We start from the raw sequence: 19,522 nt of genomic DNA on the forward strand, positions 1-19,522 counted from the left end.
GTTCCTCAGATGATTAACGACGTCGGAACAGCGGCATCGGTTCATCTGTAGAAGACTGATAGGTGACTGAAAAATCTTTCAGGCCCTGCAGTGCTTCATAGGGGTCTTTGTCGGCACGGATGGCAAATGCATCGAAGCCACAGCGGTGCAGGTAAAACAGCTGGTCGCGCAGAACATCGCCAATCGCGCGCAATTCGCCTTTGTAACCATAACGGTCACGCAGCAAGCGGGCGTTGGAATAGCTGCGACCATCGGTGAAAGCGGGGAAGTTCAGGGCAATGACCTGGAAATTCGCCGCGTCATCGCCCAGTTCCTCGGCTTCCTCATCGCTGTCCAGCCACACACCCAGGCCGCCATCACGGGCCTTGAGTGCCGGGCCATGTTCGCGCCACAGCGCCAGCGGCACGATCAGGTCGTCGCAGTTGGAGATGTCATCAAAGCTGACGTCCTTTGGCAGCAAGTGCCAGGTTTCGTCGATCACTTCGTTGTTTTTAATTATTCGCTGCATAGACGCGCTCCTTGAAAGGGTCGATGCCGATACGTTGGTAGGTGTCGATGAAGCGCTCATCTTCGGTACGTCTTTCAACGTACACATCGATCAGCTTTTCGATCACGTCCGGCATGGCGTCCTGGGCGAACGAGGGGCCGAGAATCTTGCCCAGGCTGGCATCGCGGCTGGCGCTGCCACCCAGGGAGACCTGGTAGAACTCGGCGCCTTTTTTGTCGACGCCCAGAATCCCGATGTGACCGACGTGGTGGTGACCACAGGCGTTCATGCAACCGGAGATGTTGAGGTCAAGCTCGCCGATGTCGAACAGGTAATCCAGGTTGTCAAAGCGACGCTGGATCGATTCGGCAATCGGGATCGACTTGGCGTTGGCCAGGGAGCAGAAGTCGCCGCCCGGGCAGCAGATCATGTCGGTCAGCAAGCCAATGTTAGGGGTGGCGAAGCCTTGTTCACGCAGCTCGCCCCACATGGCGAACAACTGGTTTTCTTCGACGTCGGCCAGGATGATGTTCTGTTCGTGGGAAGTACGCAGTTGACCGAAGCTGTAGCGATCAGCCATGTCGGCGATGCCATCCCACTGCTTGTCCGTCACGTCGCCCGGCGCTACGCCAGTAGGCTTGAGCGACAGGGTAACGGCGACATAGCCCGGCTTCTTGTGGGCCAGGGTGTTGCGGGTACGCCAGCGGGCGAAACCCGGGTGCTGCTGGTCGAGTTCAGCCAGTTCGGCGCTGAAGTCGGGCAGTACTTTGTAGTCAGGGTCGACGAAGTGCCTGGCGATGCGCTGGACTTCAGCCTCGGTCAGGGTATTGGAACCTCCGCGCAGGTGAACCATCTCGGCTTCAACGCGTTCGGCGAACACTTCCGGGGTCAGGGCTTTGACCAGGATCTTGATCCGGGCCTTGTACTTGTTGTCACGACGGCCGTAGCGGTTGTAAACCCGCAGGATGGCTTCGAGGTAGCTCAGCAAGTCTTGCCACGGCAGGAATTCATTGATGAAGGCGCCGATCACCGGAGTACGGCCCAGACCGCCGCCCACCAGCACGCGGAAGCCCAGTTCACCGGCGTCGTTGAACACCGGCTCGAGGCCGATATCGTGGACTTCAATGGCGGCACGGTCAGAGGCCGAACCATTGATGGCGATTTTGAATTTGCGCGGCAGGTAAGCGAATTCCGGGTGGAACGTGGTCCATTGACGAACGATCTCGCACCAAGGGCGCGAATCGATCAGTTCATCGGCAGCCACACCGGCAAACTGGTCGGTGGTGACGTTGCGCAGGCAGTTGCCGCTGGTTTGAATGGCGTGCATTTGCACTGTCGCCAGTTCTTGCAGAATGTCCGGCACGTCTTCCAGTGCCGGCCAGTTGAATTGCACGTTCTGGCGGGTACTGATGTGGGCATAGCCCTTGTCATAGTCGCGGGCAATCTTGGCCATCATTCGCGCTTGACGCGAAGTCAGCTGGCCATAGGGCACGGCGACCCGCAACATCGGGGCAAAACGCTGGACATAAAGGCCATTTTGCAGGCGCAGGGGGCGGAACTCTTCTTCGCTCAGCTCACCTGCCAGATAGCGTCGGGTCTGATCCCGGAACTGCTTGACGCGGTCCTCGATGATCCGCTGATCGTACTCGTCATATACGTACATATAGGTCCTGTTCTCAGGCTGCTAACAGCTTATCTGCGCGCACGGCCGCGCACTCCCCAAGGAGCAAGGCACGATACCAGCTTGTAGTTATGCGCAAAAGTGATGTTTAAGCATATGCAAAGAACCAAAACGACTATAAGAGTCTGATTCTCAATGCCTTACTTGTGGGAAGGGCATTACTGAACTTAACTGAGCCCAAGTCTTCAAGCATTCACCCATAAAACCGAAAAAAGGCGATGCGATGAGTACTCCAGTCAAAGTGCGTAAAAGCGACAGCAAGGTCGATGCATGGGCCATTTTCTTTCTTGTCATCCTGGTGGTCTCAACGGCCGTCTTCTGGGTGAGTCACCAGTAATCAAACCCCGGCCAGATACAGCACCAGCTTGACGATGCCGAACAGGGTGAGCGCAAAACACAGGGTAAACAGCAGGCCCAGGATCAGAAACTGAGCGGGTTTGCCGTGGGTGAAATCGCGAGAGCGGTTTTTTGCGCTTTGCACGCCAAAGGCTGCAGCCAATACGCTGTGCAACACTTGCCATAAGGTAGGCGGCTTGTTGTTGGCTGGATCGTCCATATATCCCCCACTATTGAGTTGCTGTGAACACAGCATAGTTCAAGGGATGCATACCACTTGACTGCAGGAGCGAGCTTTAACGGCTCGCTCCTGTAGAGGCAGAGGTTGTTTAGTTGTCGTAGCCCAGGTTCGGCGCCAGCCAGCGCTCCGTCACGCTCAGGTCCTGACCTTTACGCGCCGTGTAGCTTTCAATCTGGTCCTTGTCGACCTTGCCCACGGCAAAGTACTGCGCCTGCGGGTGAGCAAAGTACCAGCCGCTGACCGCCGCCGCCGGGAACATGGCGTAGTGCTCGGTCAGGAATACACCGCTCTGGCCTGCGCGCATCTCTTGTGCTTCAGGGTCCAGCAGGGCGAACAGGGTGCCTTTTTCTGTGTGATCAGGGCAGGCCGGATAGCCCGGGGCAGGGCGGATACCGCTGTACTGCTCCTTGATCAGTTCGTCATTGGCCAGTTGTTCGTCCTTGGCATACCCCCAGTATTTGGTCCGTACCTGCTGGTGCAGCCATTCGGCGCAGGCTTCGGCCAGACGGTCAGCCAGGGCCTTGACCATGATCGAGTTGTAATCGTCGCCCGCATCCTGATAGGCCTTGGCCACTTCTTCGGCACCAATACCGGCGGTGGTGATGAAGCCCCCCACGTAATCGGTGACGCCGCTGTCTTTGGGCGCGACAAAGTCGGCCAGCGAGAAGTTCGGCTTGCCGTCGGTCTTGATGATTTGCTGGCGCAGGTGATGCAGTTTTGCCAATGGCTGGCCATCGTCGCCGTAGAGCTCCAGATCATCATCGTTGACCTGGTTGGCCGGCCAGAAACCAAACACCGCACGGGCGCTGATCAGCTTTTCATCGATCAGCTTGGCCAGCATTTCCTGAGCGTCGGCATACAGCGCGGTGGCCGCTTCGCCGACCACTTCGTCGGTCAGGATGCGCGGGAACTTGCCCGCCAGATCCCAGGAAATAAAGAACGGCGTCCAGTCGATGTATTCGGCCAGCACTTTGAGGTCGATGTTGTCCAGCACCTTGGCCCCGGTAAACGTCGGCTTGACCGGCTGGTAGTCGCTCCAGTCGAACTGTGGCTTCTTGGCAATTGCAGCGGGGTAGCTCAGGCGCTCGGTACGGGCGCTGCGGTTCGCGGTGCGTTCACGCACTTCAATGTATTCGAGGCGGGTTTTCTCAACGAAACCGGGCTTCAGTTCCTTGGACAGCAACTGTGTCGCGACACCTACGGCGCGGGAGGCGTCGGTGACGTAAATCACCGCATCATTCTGATACTTGGGCTCGATCTTGACCGCCGTGTGAGCCTTGGAGGTGGTCGCGCCGCCAATCATCAGCGGCAGATGGAAGTCCTGGCGCTGCATCTCACGGGCCACGTGGACCATTTCATCCAGCGACGGTGTAATCAGGCCCGACAGGCCGATGATGTCGCATTTCTGCTCCTTGGCCACCTGCAGGATTTTCTCTGCCGGCACCATCACCCCGAGGTCAACGATGTCGTAGCCATTACAGCCCAGGACCACGCCGACGATATTCTTGCCGATGTCGTGCACGTCGCCTTTAACCGTGGCCATCAGGATCTTGCCCTTGGCTTCCGGTTTGTCGCCCTTTTCCAGTTCAATAAAGGGAATCAGGTGCGCCACCGCCTGTTTCATCACGCGGGCGGATTTCACCACCTGGGGCAGGAACATTTTGCCGGCGCCAAACAGATCGCCAACGATATTCATGCCGGACATCAGCGGCCCTTCGATGACTTCGATCGGACGCTTGAACGACTGGCGCGACTCCTCGGTGTCTTCGACGATATGGGTGGTGATGCCCTTGACCAGCGCGTGCTCAAGACGCTTGTTGACTTCCCAGCCACGCCACTCTTCGGTTTCGGCCTCTTTGACGCTGCCGTCGCCCTTGTACTTGTCGGCAATGGCCAGCAGGTTGTCGGTGCCGTCCGGGGTGCGGTTGAGCACCACGTCTTCCACGGCGTCGCGCAATTCAGCCGGGATCTGGTCGTAGATCTCCAGCTGTCCGGCGTTGACGATACCCATGGTCAGGCCGTTGCGGATCGCATACAGCAAAAACACCGAGTGGATGGCTTCACGCACCGGGTTATTGCCGCGGAACGAGAAGGACACGTTGGACACACCGCCGGAAGTCAATGCATACGGCAGCTCGTCGCGGATGTAGGCACAGGCGTTGATAAAGTCCACAGCGTAGTTGTTGTGTTCTTCGATACCGGTGGCCACGGCAAAGATGTTCGGGTCGAAAATGATGTCTTGTGGCGGGAAGCCGACTTCATTGACCAGGATGTCGTAGGAGCGTTTGCAGATTTCTTTTTTGCGCGCTTCGGTGTCGGCCTGGCCGGCTTCGTCAAACGCCATCACCACCACGGCGGCGCCGTAGCGTTTGCACAGTTTGGCGTGATGGATGAACTGCTCCACGCCTTCTTTCATGCTGATGGAGTTGACGATGCCCTTGCCCTGAATGCACTTGAGGCCCGCTTCGATGACTTCCCACTTGGAGGAGTCGATCATGATCGGCACCCGGGAGATGTCCGGTTCACCGGCAATCAGGTTGAGGAAGGTCACCATCGCCTTCTTCGAGTCCAGCATGCCCTCGTCCATGTTGATGTCGATGATTTGCGCACCGGCTTCAACCTGCTGCAGCGCCACTTCCAGGGCTTCGGTGTAGTTGTCTTCACGGATCAGTCGGGCGAAGCGCGCAGAGCCGGTGATGTTGGTACGTTCGCCGACGTTGACGAACAGCGAGCTGCGATCGATGGTGAAGGGCTCAAGACCCGAAAGGCGGCAGGCTTTGGGAATGTCCGGGATCTGGCGCGGGGCGTAACCGGCCACGGCTTTGGCGATGGCTTCGATATGGCCCGGGGTGGTACCGCAGCAGCCACCGACAATGTTCAGGAAGCCGCTCTGGGCAAACTCTTCAATGACCTTGGCGGTTTCGGCCGGCAGTTCGTCGTATTCACCGAACTCGTTGGGCAGGCCTGCGTTGGGGTGAGCGGAAACATAGGTGTCGGCCTTGTTCGACAGCTCTTCGAGATACGGGCGCAGCTCACGGGCACCCAGGGCGCAGTTCAAACCGACCGAAATCGGCTTGGCATGGCTGATGGAGTTCCAGAATGCCTCGGTGGTCTGGCCGGACAGGGTACGCCCGGAAGCATCGGTGATGGTGCCGGAAATCATGATCGGCAGTTCGACACCCAGCTCTTCAAACACGCCCTGCACGGCAAAGATCGCGGCTTTGGCGTTGAGGGTGTCGAAAATGGTCTCGATCAGGATCAGGTCGGCACCGCCTTCGATCAGGCCTTTGGTGGCCTCGGTGTAGTTTTCCACCAGTTCATCGAAGGTCACGTTGCGATAGCCGGGGTTGTTCACGTCTGGCGACAGGGAGCAGGTACGGCTGGTAGGGCCGAGCACGCCCGCGACAAAACGTGGTTTGTCCGGGGTTTCCAGGGTTTTGGCGTCGGCGACTTTGCGCGCCAGGCGTGCGCCTTCTACGTTCAGCTCGTAGGCCAGGGCCTGCATGCCGTAGTCGGCCTGGGATACCTGGGTGGCGTTGAAGGTGTTGGTTTCGAGAATATCGGCACCGGCATCCAGATACGCCTTCTCAATGGCCCCGATCACATCGGGGCGGCTGAGGATCAAAAGGTCGTTGTTGCCTTTGACATCACTCGGCCAGTCGGCGAAGCGTGTGCCACGATAGTCGTGTTCCTCTAGGCGGTAGCTTTGGATCATAGTGCCCATGCCGCCATCGAGAATCAGAATGCGCTCTTTGAGGGCTTGCTGAAGTGCTTGGAGACGAGCGCTGCGGTCAGACATAGGACTACCTGTAAGAGCCATGCAAAAGATGCGAAATCATAACAAACCTGCGTGGGATTTGAGCGTTCGCTAATTTACATGAATTTGATTCATGTTGGTGCGGGTGTTCCATGGGTAGAATTGCGACATCTATTGATATCAGGACAATGGCACATGTTTTTTCGCCTACTCGCCGGCGCCGTGGCGCTGGTGGTGTGCAGTACAGCGCTGGGACAAACCCCGCTGGTAAGTCCGGCTATTTCCTATACCCGGGACATACAGCCGATCCTCACTGAGAAATGCGTTGCCTGTCACGCCTGCAACGATGCCGCCTGCCAGCTGAACCTTGGCAGCGCCGAAGGCTCGACCCGCGGAGCAAGCAAAGTCCCGGTGTACCAGGGCGACAGAACCACCGCCGTAGCCCCGACCCGGATCTTCTACGATGCCAGTGGCCCTATTGAATGGCGCAACAAGGGTTTTTACTCGGTTCTCGATGCCCAGGGCGCGCAAGCAGCATTAATGGCGCGGATGCTGGAACTGGGCCACAGCGCTCCGCTGACCCCCAATGCCAAGTTGCCTGAAGAGATTGTGCTGGGCCTGAACCGTCAAAACGCCTGCCCGGCCCCGGGGGAGTTCAATGCCTATGCGCAAAAGCACCCCAGGGAAGGGATGCCGTTGGCCGTGACCGGGCTTACCGATCAGCAATATCAAACCGTGCAAACCTGGCTAGCCCAGGGTGCGCCGGTGGATCAAAACGCAATCCGGCCGAGCGTCGAGGAAGCGCAACAGATCGCCGAATGGGAAGAGTTGCTCAATCGCCCGGGTTCAACTGAAGCCCTGGTCGCGCGCTGGTTGTATGAGCATTTGTTTTTGGCCCACGCCTATTTCGATAACGGTGTGCCGGGGCATTACTTTCAATGGGTGCGCTCGCGTACGCCCAGCGGCGTGCCGGTTGACCTGATTGCCACACGCCGGCCGAATGACGATCCGGGCACCGAGTTTTTCTATCGCTTGATGCCGGTCCAGGGCGTGATCGTGCACAAGACCCACATCACCTACCTGATGGGCGCGCACAAGCTGGCACGGGTCAAGCAGCTGTTCTACAGCGGTGACTGGCACGCCACCTCATTGCCGGGTTACGGGCCGCGCGGCCGGGCCAATCCGTTTGAAACCTTCGAGGCCATTCCGGCAGTTGCGCGTTACCAGTTCATGCTCGATAACTCGGAATATTTCGTGCGCACCTTTATCCGCGGCCCGGTGTGCCGTGGGCAAATTGCCACGGACGTGATTCGCGACAACTTCTGGACCGTGTTCCAGGAGCCTGCCCACGATCGCTATGTCACCGATGCCGCTTATCGGGGCAAGGCCACGCCGTTGCTGGCGATGCCGGGGCAAATCGATGATGTGGGCAGTGTGATCTCGCTGTGGCACAACTATCGCGACAAGCGCAACGACTATGAGAAGTTGCGCCAACAAGCCTATGCCGAAATGACGCCGCCCAGCTGGTCGACCCTGTGGGCGGGCAACGACAACGCGTTGCTGACCATTTTCCGGCACTTTGACAGCGCCAGCGTGAGCAAGGGCCTGATCGGTGACGTGCCGCAAACCCTGTGGTTGTTCGACTACCCGTTGCTGGAGCGCACCTACTACCAGCTGGCAGTCAACTTCGATGTGTTCGGCAACGTCTCCCATCAGGCGCAGACGCGTTTGTACTTCGACCTTATCCGCAATGGTGCCGAGGTCAACTTCCTGCGTCTGATGCCGGCCGATTCCCGGGCGGGCATCTTGAGTGACTGGTACCAGAACAGCGGCAAGCTGAAGATGTGGCTCGACTATCAAAAAATCGATGCCGACACCCCGACGGGCATCAAGCTGGACCCGGTCGACCCCAAGCGCGATTTCGCGCTCAAATTGATCGAGCGCACAGGCACCCTCAATGCGCGGCCAGACCCGATCAACCGCTGCACCGGGGCGTACTGCTCACGGCCCGGCATCGCCCGGGAGTTCCAGTACGCAGAGCAATCCCTGAGCAGTTTGACCTCACGTCCTGCAGCGGGGCTGGCGGTGATCAACCAGTTGCCCGAAGCCACCATGCTGCGTATCGAGGGCGCCGACGGCAAGCGCGAAATGTACAGCATGCTGCGCAACCGCGCGCACACCAACGTGGCGTTCATGCTCGGTGAGGAATACCGGCTGCAACCGGGCCTGGATACCCTGACCATTTACCCCGGGGTACTCAGCAGCTATCCGAACTTTATGTTCAACATCCCGGCGGATGAGGTGCCAGCCTTTGTCAAGGCGATGGAGCAATGCAAGGATCAGTCGACCTTCGACACCATTGTCGAGCGCTGGGGGATACGTCGCAGCAATCCGCAGTTCTGGCATTACTTCCACGATATTGGCCAGTACATCAATGAAACCGACCCGGTAGAGGCGGGCGTGCTGGATATGAACCGTTACGAGAACCTGTAGTCGTACCGATTATTTTGAACTGGACGGGGCTGCTTTCCTGACAAAAATACTAGGACTTTGTCAGGCGCGCCGATTGGCGTAAACTGCCCCACATGTCTGCGAGGAGATTCCATGAGCGCCATAACGATTACCGACGCCGCCCACGATTACCTGGCTGATCTGCTATCCAAGCAGAACACCCCGGGTATCGGCATCCGCGTCTTCATCACCCAGCCCGGCACCCAGTACGCTGAAACCTGCATTGCCTACTGCAAGCCCAATGAAGTGAAACCCGAAGATACCGCACTGGGCCTGAAAACCTTCACGGCCTGGATTGACTCGGTCAGCGAACCGTTTCTTGACGATGCCGTGGTGGACTACGCCACCGATCGCATGGGCGGTCAGCTGACCATCAAGGCGCCAAACGCCAAGGTGCCAACAGTTAACGCCGATAGCCCGATCAACGAGCGTATCAACTACTACCTGCAGACCGAGATCAATCCCGGTCTGGCCAGCCACGGCGGTCAGGTCAGCTTGATTGAAGTGGTTGAAGACGGTATTGCGGTCCTCAAGTTCGGTGGCGGTTGCCAGGGCTGCGGCCAGGCAGACGTCACCCTGCGTGAAGGCATCGAGCGCACGCTGCTGGAGCGAGTGCCCGAGCTCAAAGGCGTACGTGATGTGACCGACCACTCGCAGAAAGAAAACGCCTACTACTGAGTCATCGGTAACAGGGTGTACGCTGCGTAGCTGATGAAAAAACGGTGCCCCGTGAGCACCGTTTTTTTATGTCCGGAATCTGTGGCAGCCAGGTACTTATGGACGATACAGATGCGCATGCCCGGCACGGTACAGCGATGAATCGGAAAAACTGTCACTGGCCAGTACCCGGCCCACCAGAATCAGTGCCGTACGCTTGAAGCCCTTGGCCCGGACCTTGTCCAGAATGTCATCCAGGGTGCCTTGCACCCAGTCCTGGTCCGGCCAGCTGGCCCGGTGAATGACTGCAACAGGGCAGTCACTGCCGTAATGGGGGCGTAGCTCCTCGATGATTCGCTCAAGGTTCTTGACCCCCAAATGAATCGCCATGGTCGCCTTGTGTTGCGCCAGGCTCTCCAGCTCTTCGCCTGCAGGCATCCGGGTCTTGTCCGCGTAACGGGTCAGGATCACGGTTTGTGAGATGTCCGGCAGGGTCAGTTCTGCGCCTAAAATGGCAGCGCAGGCGGCTGTGGCGGTCACCCCCGGAATGATTTCAAATGCAATGCCCAGCTCGCGCAAACAGCGGATTTGCTCGCCAATGGCGCCATACAGGCTCGGATCACCCGAGTGCACGCGGGCCACATCCTGGCCTTTGGCATCGGCGGTTTTGATCAGGCTGATAATTTGCTCAAGGTGCAGCTCTGCACTATTGATCACTTGCTCAGCCTGATGGCCTTCAAGGACTGCCTCCGGCACCAGCGAACCGGCGTAAATAATCACCGGGCAGCTGCGGATCAAGCGCTGGCCCTTGACGGTAATCAACTCTGGATCGCCGGGCCCGGCACCGATGAAATAAACAGTCATGGCAGTCTCTTGAAAGGGTCTGGATAGAGCTGTTCGTGAACAACGCTCATAGTGAAGCAGGGGATTATCGCGGGTTTTACCCGGCACAGGCCAATGCAAAGGTGGCCACAGACGAGTTCTGGCGTGTAATCAGCAGTCTGGCCGGCGCGCCACCCAGCTGTTCGGCCAGGGCCAGTGCAGCACTTTCGGCCACGCCAAAGCAGCCGGTAAGGGCAAACGCCCGGGCTGACCGCTGACTCAATTGGGGCGCAAACGGGGCCAGTTGCTGCGCGCTTAGAACCTCATACGCAAGATTCAACTGCGCCGCCAACCGGATGAGCCCCGCCTCATCACGCTTGAGATCAATACTGGCCAGGGCGTGAACCGCCTGCAGAGCGATTCCCGCCTGGCTCAGGGATTGTTCAATCAGGGCCAGCAGGTCATCGACACTGCAACCCTGACGGCAGCCCAGGCCAATCACCAGGATTGGCGCGGTGCCGGCAGCAATCATGCCGAGTACTGAGCTTCAGGCTTGCGGCGGAACAACCAGGCGCTGATCACGCCCAATGCCAGCCAGAAGGCGAAGTTGGTCAGTTGCGAAGCGATCTTGAACTGCGCTTCCAGCTCTTGCGGAGCCAGGCTGGAATGCACCAGGGGCTGGGGCGCACCAAAAATATGTGGTACCAGCACAATCGCAACCCCCAGCACTTTCAGGGCCCAGTGCTTGCCAAACACTAACAGCGCGATGGCCACTGCAGTGGATGCGGCAGTGGTGACCCACCAGAGCTGGCGTTGCAGCAAATCGGCGGCGGCAGTGCCCGGCAACTCGGGGGGCAGGCCAAGGGTTGGCGCCAGGCAGAACACCGCATAGCCGGCCAGCCCCCACAGCAGGCCCTGGGAGGTGCGGGTCGGTGCGCGCAGGGTATACAGGCCCGCCAGCATCAGGGCAAAACCGACCGCCACCACAAGATTACCGCCGGTGGTCGACAGCACCCGCTGCCAACCGTCTTCAGGCTCCCAGGCTTCGTCGTCGTGGCTATGGCCGGCCATGCTGCCTGCGTCGTGCTCGTGCACTTCACTGGCGGCGGGTTTTTCGTAGGTTTCCGCCTGCAGAATCAGCGGGGCGACCCAAAAGCTTTGCAGCAGGGTGAGCAGCAAAGCGCCCAGCAAGCCGGTGAAGCCTGCGGTCTGAGCTATACGCTTAATCATGGCAGGCAACCTCAATGGCACGGAAAGGCTGAGCTATGACGGGTGTCATGGGCTGCATTGTGTACGGCTGCAATATGCGAGAAACCGGCGAAGTAGACGAGCAAAGCCCCCAGCACCGCAGCGCCGACGGCAGCAACGATACGTTGGCTTCGTGTGGCGCTGGTGGCAGCGGAGTGAGTACGGCTGGTGCTGATGGACATGGCGCTTCCCTCTGGTCAGACAGCGGGCACAAGAGCGCAAGAAAACCCCGCGAACGAAGCTCGCAGGGTTTAACAGCGCCCGCCCACCGCGGGTTTGTTATTGGTAATGACCAGGCCGGTCTCCGGGCTTGCGAGGGGCTCACGTGGTGTGGGCCTGCAAACATCTCCTTCCCATGCAGGGTGCACAGTGGTTGTGATGTTTCTCTCGCTTACCGTTGCGGGGGCAGCACCGGACTGGTCGGACAATTAACGCCTGACGCACCGGTTTCCCGTTTCACCCTGTGAAGGGCACCTGATACAAGATGTGTAGGAGAGCACAGCTACGCGGGAGCCGTCAAATCAGCTGCCCATGCAATGGATTGCCTGCAGAGTCAACTTCAGACGGCGAGGATGCTTTTGACCTTGTTGCGCAGTTGGTCGATGGAAAAGGGTTTGCCGATCACAAACATGCCGGCTGGTACATCGATGTTCTCGGCATAGCCGCTGGCAAACAGCACGGGTAACTGTGGTCGCAGCTCGCGGGCTTTATTGGCAAGGGTCTTGCCATCCATCCCCGGCATCCCCACATCGCTCATCAGCAAATCGATCCTGTTGCCCCGGTCTTCGAGCAGTTCCATGGCGCTCTCGCCATCCTCGGCTTCGAGCACGTTGAATTTCAACTCTTCCAGTACGTCAACGATCAACATACGAACAATGGCGTCGTCTTCGACCACCAGAATGGTAGAGGGTGTTGCAGACATAATGGTTATCCCGAATGAAATTGAGCGCGGGTGGGGGCAAACCTGAATTTGCTTGCTCTATCAGTAAGCTGGAACCCCAACCTAGTTCCGCCGTTGTACAAAAAAAATGCCTGTACAAGTTTTGTTAGGATAGCTGTTGCAAGCAGCTAAATCCTTTTTCACTGTAGGAATTGGCTACCACTTCATAAGAAAAATAGAATTTTTACTCGAGAATCCGTCAAACTCTCAATTTTGACCACCGTACACGGGACTGAAATATGAATGCACCAGCTTCGGTAGATGAGCAGAGCTTTCGCAAGCTCCTGAGCCGCAACGTCGGTTTGCCCTTGGGTGTGGGTGTGCTCAGCGCCGTGTTGTTTGTAGCCATGATCAGCTACCTGCTGTCGGTCATTCAGTGGGTCGAGCACACCGACCGGGTGATTAACAACGCCAACGAGGCGGTGAAGCTGTCAGTGGATCTTGAAACCGGCATGCGCGGCTTCCTGATTACCGGTGATGAGCATTTTCTTGACCCCTATGAAGTGGCAAAGCCTCAAATCATGGCCCAACTCAACGGGCTGAAAGAGCTGGTCGGCGACAACCCGCAGCAAATTGATCGCCTCAAGCGTCTCGAAGCCCTGCAATCCGACTGGAGTAACTATGCCCAGTCGATGATCGATATGCGCCGCCAGAGCGGCGACTACAGGGCGGCAGTGCAGGCCGGACGTGGCAAGCGCCTGAGCGATGAAATCCGCAAGGAATTCGAAGACTTCGTTGCCATGGAGCAGCAACTGCGAGTTGCCCGCAATGAAGATGTGAGTAAAACCACCCTCGTCAGTATTGGCCTTTATCTGGTGTTTGTACTCGGCTTGAGTGGTTTTCTGGCCTACAGAGGTCGTCGTGATTTACTCGATCTTTCAAAGAGTTACAGCGACAACCTCGAGCTACAAATTAAGACTGCGCAGCGCCTGGAACAGCAGGCCTGGTTGCGTAACGGTCAAACCGAACTGGCGGAGCAGGTATTGGGCCGGCTGACCCTGAATATGCTGGGGCGCAACATTCTGCAATTTTGCGCCCAGTATCTCGGCACAGTGGTTGCCGCCGTGTATGTACGCGAAGACCACGGCGGCCTCAAACGGGTGGCCAGTTATGGTTTTTCCCGAGAGGAAGAAGCCCGGGATCAGTTGATACACAATGACGAAGGCCTGGTCGGGCAGGCGGCCCGGCAAGACCAGCTGATACGCCTGGACGATGTGCCCGAGGACTACTTCCTGAAAGTCAGCTCAGGTCTTGGGCAAGGCACCCCGCGCAGCGTGCTGGTGGTGCCTACCAGCGACGATGACCGGGTCAATGGCGTCATTGAACTGGGCTTCCTGCGGCCACTGACGGAGCGTGATGTCGAACTGTTTGAGTTGATTGCCGACAATATCGGCATGTCGATTGAAGCCGCCCGTTACCGTCAGCGCCTGCAGGAAGTGCTGGCCGAAACCCAGCAGCTCAACGAAGAGCTGCAAGTGCAGCAGGAAGAGCTGAAGACCGCGAACGAAGAGCTCGAAGAGCAATCGCAGATTCTCAAGGAATCCCAGACGCATCTTGAAACCCAGCAGGCGGAGCTTGAGCAAACCAACGAACAGCTGGCGGAACAGGCACTGGCCCTGGCCGGTCAGCGAGACGCGATGGATCTCAAGAATACCGAACTGAATCAGGCCCAGGTGCAGCTTGAAGAGCGCGCTCTGGAGCTGCAGCGCTCCAGCAAGTACAAGTCCGAGTTCCTCGCCAACATGTCCCATGAACTGCGGACCCCGCTCAACAGCTCGTTGATTCTGGCCAAGCTGCTCGCGGAAAACCCCCAGGAGAACCTGAGCGCCGAACAGGTCAAGTTCGCCGAGTCTATCTACTCGGCGGGCAATGACTTGCTCAACCTGATCAACGACATTCTGGATATCTCCAAAGTTGAAGCCGGCAAGCTCGAAGTGCGTCCCGAAAACACCAGTGTCAGCCGTGTAGTCGAGGGTTTGCGCGGTATGTTCGAGCCGCTGGCGGGGGACAAGTCCCTGCAGTTCCGGGTTGAGGTACAGCCCGGCACGCCGGCCATGATCTACACCGACAGCCAGCGTCTGGAGCAAGTGCTCAAAAACCTGTTGTCCAACGCGATCAAGTTCACCGCCAAGGGTCAGGTCAGCCTGACCGTGTCGGCTCTGCCGGATGCCGCCATAGCGTTCAGCGTCGCGGATTCCGGGATAGGGATCGCCGCCGAAGAGCTGGAAAGCATTTTCGAAGCCTTCCGCCAGGCCGATGGCACCACCAACCGCAGTTATGGCGGGACGGGGCTGGGCCTGTCGATTTCCCGGGATCTGGCGACATTGCTCGGTGGCTCCATCAGTGTCAGTAGCGTGCCGGGGCAGGGCAGCGTATTTACCCTGGTCATGCCCGAACAGTTTGTGGAAAACGCCGAGCCACCAGCCCGGGTGCCTGTCAGCGCTGTGGTGCCAGTGGTTGCTGTCGTACCCAAGCCAGCAGCGCCCGCGGCTATTGTTGCGCCCCTGCACATCCCGCGGTTCATGGATGACCGGGAAAAAGGTCCCTTTACCGGACGTTGTATCCTGGTGATCGAAGATGAGCCTAACTTTGCCGGTATCCTCTTCGATCTGGCGCATGAATTGGGGTATCACTGCCTGGTGGCCCACGGCGCAGATGAAGGCTTCAGCCTGGCGACACAATTTATTCCTGATGCGATTCTGCTGGATATGCGCCTGCCTGATCATTCCGGGCTGACGGTGCTGCAGCGCCTGAAGGCGCTGGCGCCGACCCGGCATATCCCGGTTCACGTCATATCCGTGGAAGATCGGGTCGAAGCTGCGATGCACATGGGCGCCGTGGGCTATGCGGTCAAGCCGACCAGCCGCGAAGAGCTCAAAAACGTATTCGCGCGCCTGGAAGCCAAGCTTACGCAGAAGGTGAAAAAGGTTCTGCTGGTGGAAGATGATGATTTGCAGCGCCACAGCATTGCCCGCCTGATCGGCGACGATGACATCGAAATCACCGCCGTAGGCTTCGCCCATGAGGCGCTTGAACTGCTGCGCAGCAACATCTATGACTGCATGATCATCGACCTCAAATTACCGGACATGCTGGGCAACGACCTGCTCAAGCGCATGTCTACCGAGGACATCTGCTCGTTCCCGCCGGTCATCGTCTATACCGGGCGCAACCTGACCCGGGATGAAGAGGCAGAGCTGCGCAAGTATTCCCGCTCGATCATCATCAAGGGCGCGCGTTCGCCGGAGCGTTTGCTCGATGAAGTGACATTGTTTTTGCACAAAGTTGAATCGCAGTTGTCCCATGAGCGGCAAAGCATGCTCAAGACCGCCCGTAGCCGCGACAGGGTGTTCGAAGGGCGCAAGATTTTGCTGGTGGATGACGATGTGCGCAACATCTTCGCCCTGACCAGTGCCCTTGAGCATAAGGGCGCTATCGTGGTCATTGGCCGTAATGGCCGTGAAGCCATCGAGCGTCTTAACGAGACCGATGATATCGATCTGGTATTGATGGACGTGATGATGCCGGAGATGGACGGCTACGAAGCCACCGTAGAAATTCGCAAGGACCCGCGCTGGCGCAAGCTGCCGATCATTGCAGTGACGGCCAAGGCAATGAAAGACGATCAGGATCGGTGCCTGCAGGCAGGCTCCAATGATTACCTGGCCAAACCTATTGATCTGGACCGACTCTTTTCGTTGATCCGTGTCTGGCTACCGAAAATGGAACGACTCTAAGTGCCACAAACGCAACGAAACGACGACATAGAGTTACGCCTTCTGATCGAAGCGATCTATCTCAAATACAGCTATGACTTCCGCGACTACTCCGGCGCGTCCATCAAGCGCCGGGTACATCATGCGTTGCGTCAGTTCGAATGCAAGACCATATCGGCCCTGCAGGAACGGGTACTGCATGACCCGACGGCCTTTATGCAGTTGCTGCAGTTCCTGACCATTCCGGTGAGCGAGATGTTTCGCGACCCGGAGCACTTTCTGGCCATTCGCCAGGAAGTGGTGCCGGTGCTCAAGACCTACCCCTCACTGAAAATCTGGATTGCAGGTTGCAGTACCGGAGAAGAGGTTTACTCGATGGCCATCTTGCTGCGTGAAGAGGGCCTGCTGGATCGCACCATCATCTACGCCACCGATATCAATCCGCGCTCCCTGGAAAAGGCCCGACAAGGGATTTTCTCGTTGGAGAACGTTCGCGCCTATACCCAGAATTACCAAAAATCCGGGGGGCAGCGTTCGTTTGCCGAGTACTACACTGCCGCCTACGACTATGCGATTTTTGACAAGACACTGCGTGAAAACGTGACATTTGCCGATCACAGCCTGGCGACCGACAGCGTATTTTCCGAAACCCATTTGATTTCGTGTCGCAACGTACTGATCTACTTTAATAAGAATCTTCAAAACAGAGCATTCGGATTGTTTCATGAGTCGCTGTGCCACCGTGGTTTCCTGATGTTGGGCAGCAAGGAAACCCTGGATTTTTCGGACTACAGCAAACAGTTTGCGCCCCTGCTCAAACAAGAACGGATCTACCGCAAGCTATGAATGACATAACCGTAGCGTCTTCGCCCTTGAGACCTGTGGATGCCGTGGTAGTCGGGGCATCGGCCGGGGGTGTTGAAGCCTTGTTGGCTATTTTTGAAGGCTTGGGCCCCGACTTCGGCCTGCCCATCATTGTGGTCCTGCACTTGCCCGATGCCCACCGTAGCCAGCTGGCCGAGGTGTTTGCCCGGCGTCTGGCGCTCAGGGTCAAGGAAGCGACCGACAAGGAACCGATCAGCCCGGGAACCGTGTATTTCGCGGCTCCCGGCTATCACCTGTCGGTGGAGGGCGACTATAGCTTCTCGTTCAGCCAGGAGGCGCGGGTGCATTACTCGCGGCCGGCGATCGATTACCTGTTTGAGTCGGCGGCCGATGCGTATCAACACCGGCTGGCCGCCATCTTACTGACGGGTGCCAATCAGGACGGCGCTCAGGGGCTGTACACCGTCAAACAGCGCGGCGGCGTGACCATTGTCCAGGACCCGCAAGAGGCCCTGGTTGCGACCATGCCCCAAGCGGCACTGGACCGGATAAAACCTGACTACATCCTCCCTTTGCGCGGCATCGGCCGTTTGCTATGCGAGCTGGAACGAATCGAATGCTGAAAAGTGATATTCAAGCCAAGTTGCTGATCGTTGATGATCTGCCGGAAAATTTGCTGGCGCTGGAAGCGTTGATCAAAGGCGAGGATCGCACCGTCTACAAAGCGTTGTCTGCGGACGAAGCATTGTCATTGTTGCTGCAGCATGAATTCGCCATCGCCATTCTGGATGTGCAAATGCCCGGCATGAACGGTTTTGAACTGGCCGAGTTGATGCGCGGTACGGAGAAAACCAAAAGTATCCCGATCGTCTTTGTCAGTGCCGCCGGGCGCGAGATGAACTACGCCTTCAAGGGCTATGAAAGCGGGGCCGTGGACTTTTTGCACAAACCGCTGGATATCCATGCGGTGAAGAGCAAGGTCAATGTGTTTGTCGACCTTTATCGCCAGCGCAAGGCGGTCAAGCAGCAGGTCGAAGCCCTTGAGCAAAGCCGCCGCGAGCAGGAAGTATTGCTGGCACAGTTGCAACTGACCCAGGTCGAGCTCGAACATGCAGTGCGCATGCGCGACGACTTCATGTCGATTGTCTCCCATGAGGTACGCACGCCGCTTAACGGGCTGATCCTGGAAACCCAGCTGCGCAAGATGCACCTGGCCCGCGACAACGCGTCAGCCTTTACGCTGGACAAGATGAAGGCCATGGTCGAGCGCGATGAGCGTCAGATCCAGAGCCTGATCCGGCTCATCGAGGACATGCTTGATGTGTCGCGCATCCGCACCGGAAAACTGTCGATCCGGCCGTCAGAATTTGATTTGTCAGCCGCGGTGGGCAATTTGCTGGAGAGCTTTGCTGCGCAAATCAGCGCGGCGGGTTCGAGCGTCAACTACAGGTCAGAGCAGCCGGTGGTCGGGCAGTGGGACGAATTCAGAATTGAACAGGTGGTCTCCAATTTACTGACCAATGCCCTGCGTTATGGGGCCAAAAAACCGATTGATGTATCTGTGTATACCCGCAGTGCCTGGGCCGTGATCGAAGTCAGTGACCAGGGCATTGGCATCAGCGAAGAAAACCAGCAGCGGATTTTCCACCAGTTTGAGCGCATAGCCGGCAGTCACGTGGTTACCGGCCTTGGCTTGGGGCTGTACATCTCGGAGCAGATCGTTGCCGCCCACGACGGGCAAATCTCGGTTCACAGTGCATTGGGTGAAGGTGCCACGTTCAGGGTTTGTCTGCCTCTGTAACAAAAGACTTGAATTAGCCGCAACCTATGGCGTGGCCTGCGGTCGAAATTGCAGCAATTGCCCGGAATAAGGTTTCCCATGAGTGAAGATGCGCAAGATGTAGTTCTGATTGTCGAAGACGATCCCTCGATCCTGATGGTTCTCAGCGCCTACCTGTCCGGTGAAGGTTATAGAGTGCTGCAGGCTGAAAACGGCGAGCAGGCGTTCGAGATTCTGGCGAGCAAACCGCATCTGGACCTGATGGTGACTGATTTTCGTCTGCCCGGTGGTATATCGGGGGTTCAGATTGCCGAGCCAGCCCTCAAGCTGCGGCCGGACCTCAAGGTCATTTTTATCAGTGGTTACCCGGCAGAAATCCGCGACACCGGTAGCCCGATCACCCTGACGGCGCCGATCCTGGCCAAGCCGTTCGACCTCGACACCCTGCAGGAACAGATCCAGAAACTGCTGGCCTGACTGTAGGAGCGAGCTTGCCTGGCGAGCGGTTAAAAGCTCGCGAG

Annotated in this window: 16 protein-coding genes and 1 riboswitch; of the genes, 7 read left to right on the forward strand and 9 right to left on the reverse strand. The window is 57.9% G+C overall.

All coding sequences use genetic code 11. The annotated features are described in order from the left end of the window. Nucleotides 1-13 precede the first annotated feature (13 nt). From JQ848_RS11000 to metH, 4 genes are all read right to left on the reverse strand, one after another. Entirely contained in the window at nucleotides 14-508 is a 495-nt protein-coding gene (locus JQ848_RS11000) for a DUF934 domain-containing protein (RefSeq protein WP_003445144.1), read from the reverse strand. Then, a complete protein-coding gene (locus tag JQ848_RS11005) occupies nucleotides 492-2,150 on the reverse strand; it encodes a nitrite/sulfite reductase (protein ID WP_003445145.1) in 1,659 nt (552 codons plus the stop codon). The genes JQ848_RS11000 and JQ848_RS11005 overlap by 17 nt, the downstream gene beginning before the upstream one ends. Before the next feature lie 355 nt (nucleotides 2,151-2,505). After that, nucleotides 2,506-2,724, reverse strand: a complete 219-nt coding sequence (locus tag JQ848_RS11010) for a DUF2970 domain-containing protein (protein ID WP_003445148.1) — start codon at nucleotides 2,722-2,724, stop codon at nucleotides 2,506-2,508. Nucleotides 2,725-2,833: 109 nt separating this feature from the next. Beyond that, the gene (metH, locus tag JQ848_RS11015; RefSeq protein ID WP_060781776.1) at nucleotides 2,834-6,544 is read right to left on the reverse strand and encodes a methionine synthase; all 3,711 of its coding nucleotides are present in this window, start codon (nucleotides 6,542-6,544) and stop codon (nucleotides 2,834-2,836) included. Nucleotides 6,545-6,697: 153 nt separating this feature from the next. On the opposite strand from metH, the gene JQ848_RS11020 reads away from it, so the two are divergent. Beyond that, nucleotides 6,698-8,995 carry a fatty acid cis/trans isomerase gene (locus JQ848_RS11020; protein WP_202210681.1) on the forward strand — a complete coding sequence of 766 codons (2,298 nt, stop codon included), beginning with the start codon at nucleotides 6,698-6,700 and terminating at the stop codon, nucleotides 8,993-8,995. Between the two features lie 111 nt (nucleotides 8,996-9,106). Continuing rightward, nucleotides 9,107-9,691 (forward strand): Fe-S biogenesis protein NfuA, encoded by a 585-nt coding sequence (nfuA, locus tag JQ848_RS11025; protein ID WP_003445154.1) that lies wholly within the window; start codon nucleotides 9,107-9,109, stop codon nucleotides 9,689-9,691. A 96-nt stretch (nucleotides 9,692-9,787) separates the two neighbouring features. Here nfuA and cobM read toward each other — a convergent pair whose 3' ends face one another. From cobM to JQ848_RS11050, 5 genes are all read right to left on the reverse strand, one after another. Beyond that, nucleotides 9,788-10,534 carry a precorrin-4 C(11)-methyltransferase gene (cobM, locus tag JQ848_RS11030; RefSeq protein ID WP_003445156.1) on the reverse strand — a complete coding sequence of 249 codons (747 nt, stop codon included), beginning with the start codon at nucleotides 10,532-10,534 and terminating at the stop codon, nucleotides 9,788-9,790. Nucleotides 10,535-10,610: 76 nt separating this feature from the next. After that, a complete protein-coding gene (locus tag JQ848_RS11035; RefSeq protein ID WP_127195610.1) occupies nucleotides 10,611-11,024 on the reverse strand; it encodes a cobalamin biosynthesis protein in 414 nt (137 codons plus the stop codon). After that, a complete protein-coding gene (locus tag JQ848_RS11040; RefSeq protein ID WP_003445160.1) occupies nucleotides 11,021-11,722 on the reverse strand; it encodes a CbtA family protein in 702 nt (233 codons plus the stop codon). The genes JQ848_RS11035 and JQ848_RS11040 overlap by 4 nt, the downstream gene beginning before the upstream one ends. Before the next feature lie 11 nt (nucleotides 11,723-11,733). Continuing rightward, on the reverse strand, nucleotides 11,734-11,922 hold the full coding sequence (locus JQ848_RS11045) for a CbtB domain-containing protein (protein ID WP_003445163.1): 189 nt from the start codon (nucleotides 11,920-11,922) through the stop codon (nucleotides 11,734-11,736). A gap of 96 nt (nucleotides 11,923-12,018) precedes the next feature. Further along, nucleotides 12,019-12,233, reverse strand: a riboswitch (cobalamin riboswitch). Between the two features lie 66 nt (nucleotides 12,234-12,299). Beyond that, nucleotides 12,300-12,662 carry a response regulator gene (locus JQ848_RS11050; protein WP_003445165.1) on the reverse strand — a complete coding sequence of 121 codons (363 nt, stop codon included), beginning with the start codon at nucleotides 12,660-12,662 and terminating at the stop codon, nucleotides 12,300-12,302. Between the two features lie 257 nt (nucleotides 12,663-12,919). Between JQ848_RS11050 and JQ848_RS11055 the strand changes: the two genes are divergently transcribed. The 5 genes from JQ848_RS11055 (at nucleotide 12,920) to JQ848_RS11075 (ending at nucleotide 19,478) form a co-directional block, all read left to right on the forward strand. After that, nucleotides 12,920-16,417, forward strand: coding sequence for a response regulator (locus tag JQ848_RS11055; protein WP_160627498.1), 3,498 nt, complete (start codon nucleotides 12,920-12,922; stop codon nucleotides 16,415-16,417). Further along, nucleotides 16,418-17,242, forward strand: coding sequence for a CheR family methyltransferase (locus JQ848_RS11060; protein ID WP_003445169.1), 825 nt, complete (start codon nucleotides 16,418-16,420; stop codon nucleotides 17,240-17,242). After that, nucleotides 17,239-17,844: a chemotaxis protein CheB gene (locus JQ848_RS11065; RefSeq protein ID WP_029612660.1), complete on the forward strand. Its 606-nt coding sequence runs from the start codon at nucleotides 17,239-17,241 to the stop codon at nucleotides 17,842-17,844. Before JQ848_RS11060 ends, JQ848_RS11065 begins: the two co-directional genes overlap by 4 nt. Beyond that, nucleotides 17,841-19,022: a hybrid sensor histidine kinase/response regulator gene (locus JQ848_RS11070; protein ID WP_029612658.1), complete on the forward strand. Its 1,182-nt coding sequence runs from the start codon at nucleotides 17,841-17,843 to the stop codon at nucleotides 19,020-19,022. Before JQ848_RS11065 ends, JQ848_RS11070 begins: the two co-directional genes overlap by 4 nt. 78 nt (nucleotides 19,023-19,100) lie before the next feature. Next, entirely contained in the window at nucleotides 19,101-19,478 is a 378-nt protein-coding gene (locus JQ848_RS11075) for a response regulator (RefSeq protein ID WP_003445176.1), read from the forward strand. Nucleotides 19,479-19,522: the final 44 nt, after the last annotated feature.

It is taken from the genome of Pseudomonas paraversuta, from assembly GCF_904067025.1.
Lineage (GTDB): Bacteria > Pseudomonadota > Gammaproteobacteria > Pseudomonadales > Pseudomonadaceae > Aquipseudomonas > Aquipseudomonas paraversuta.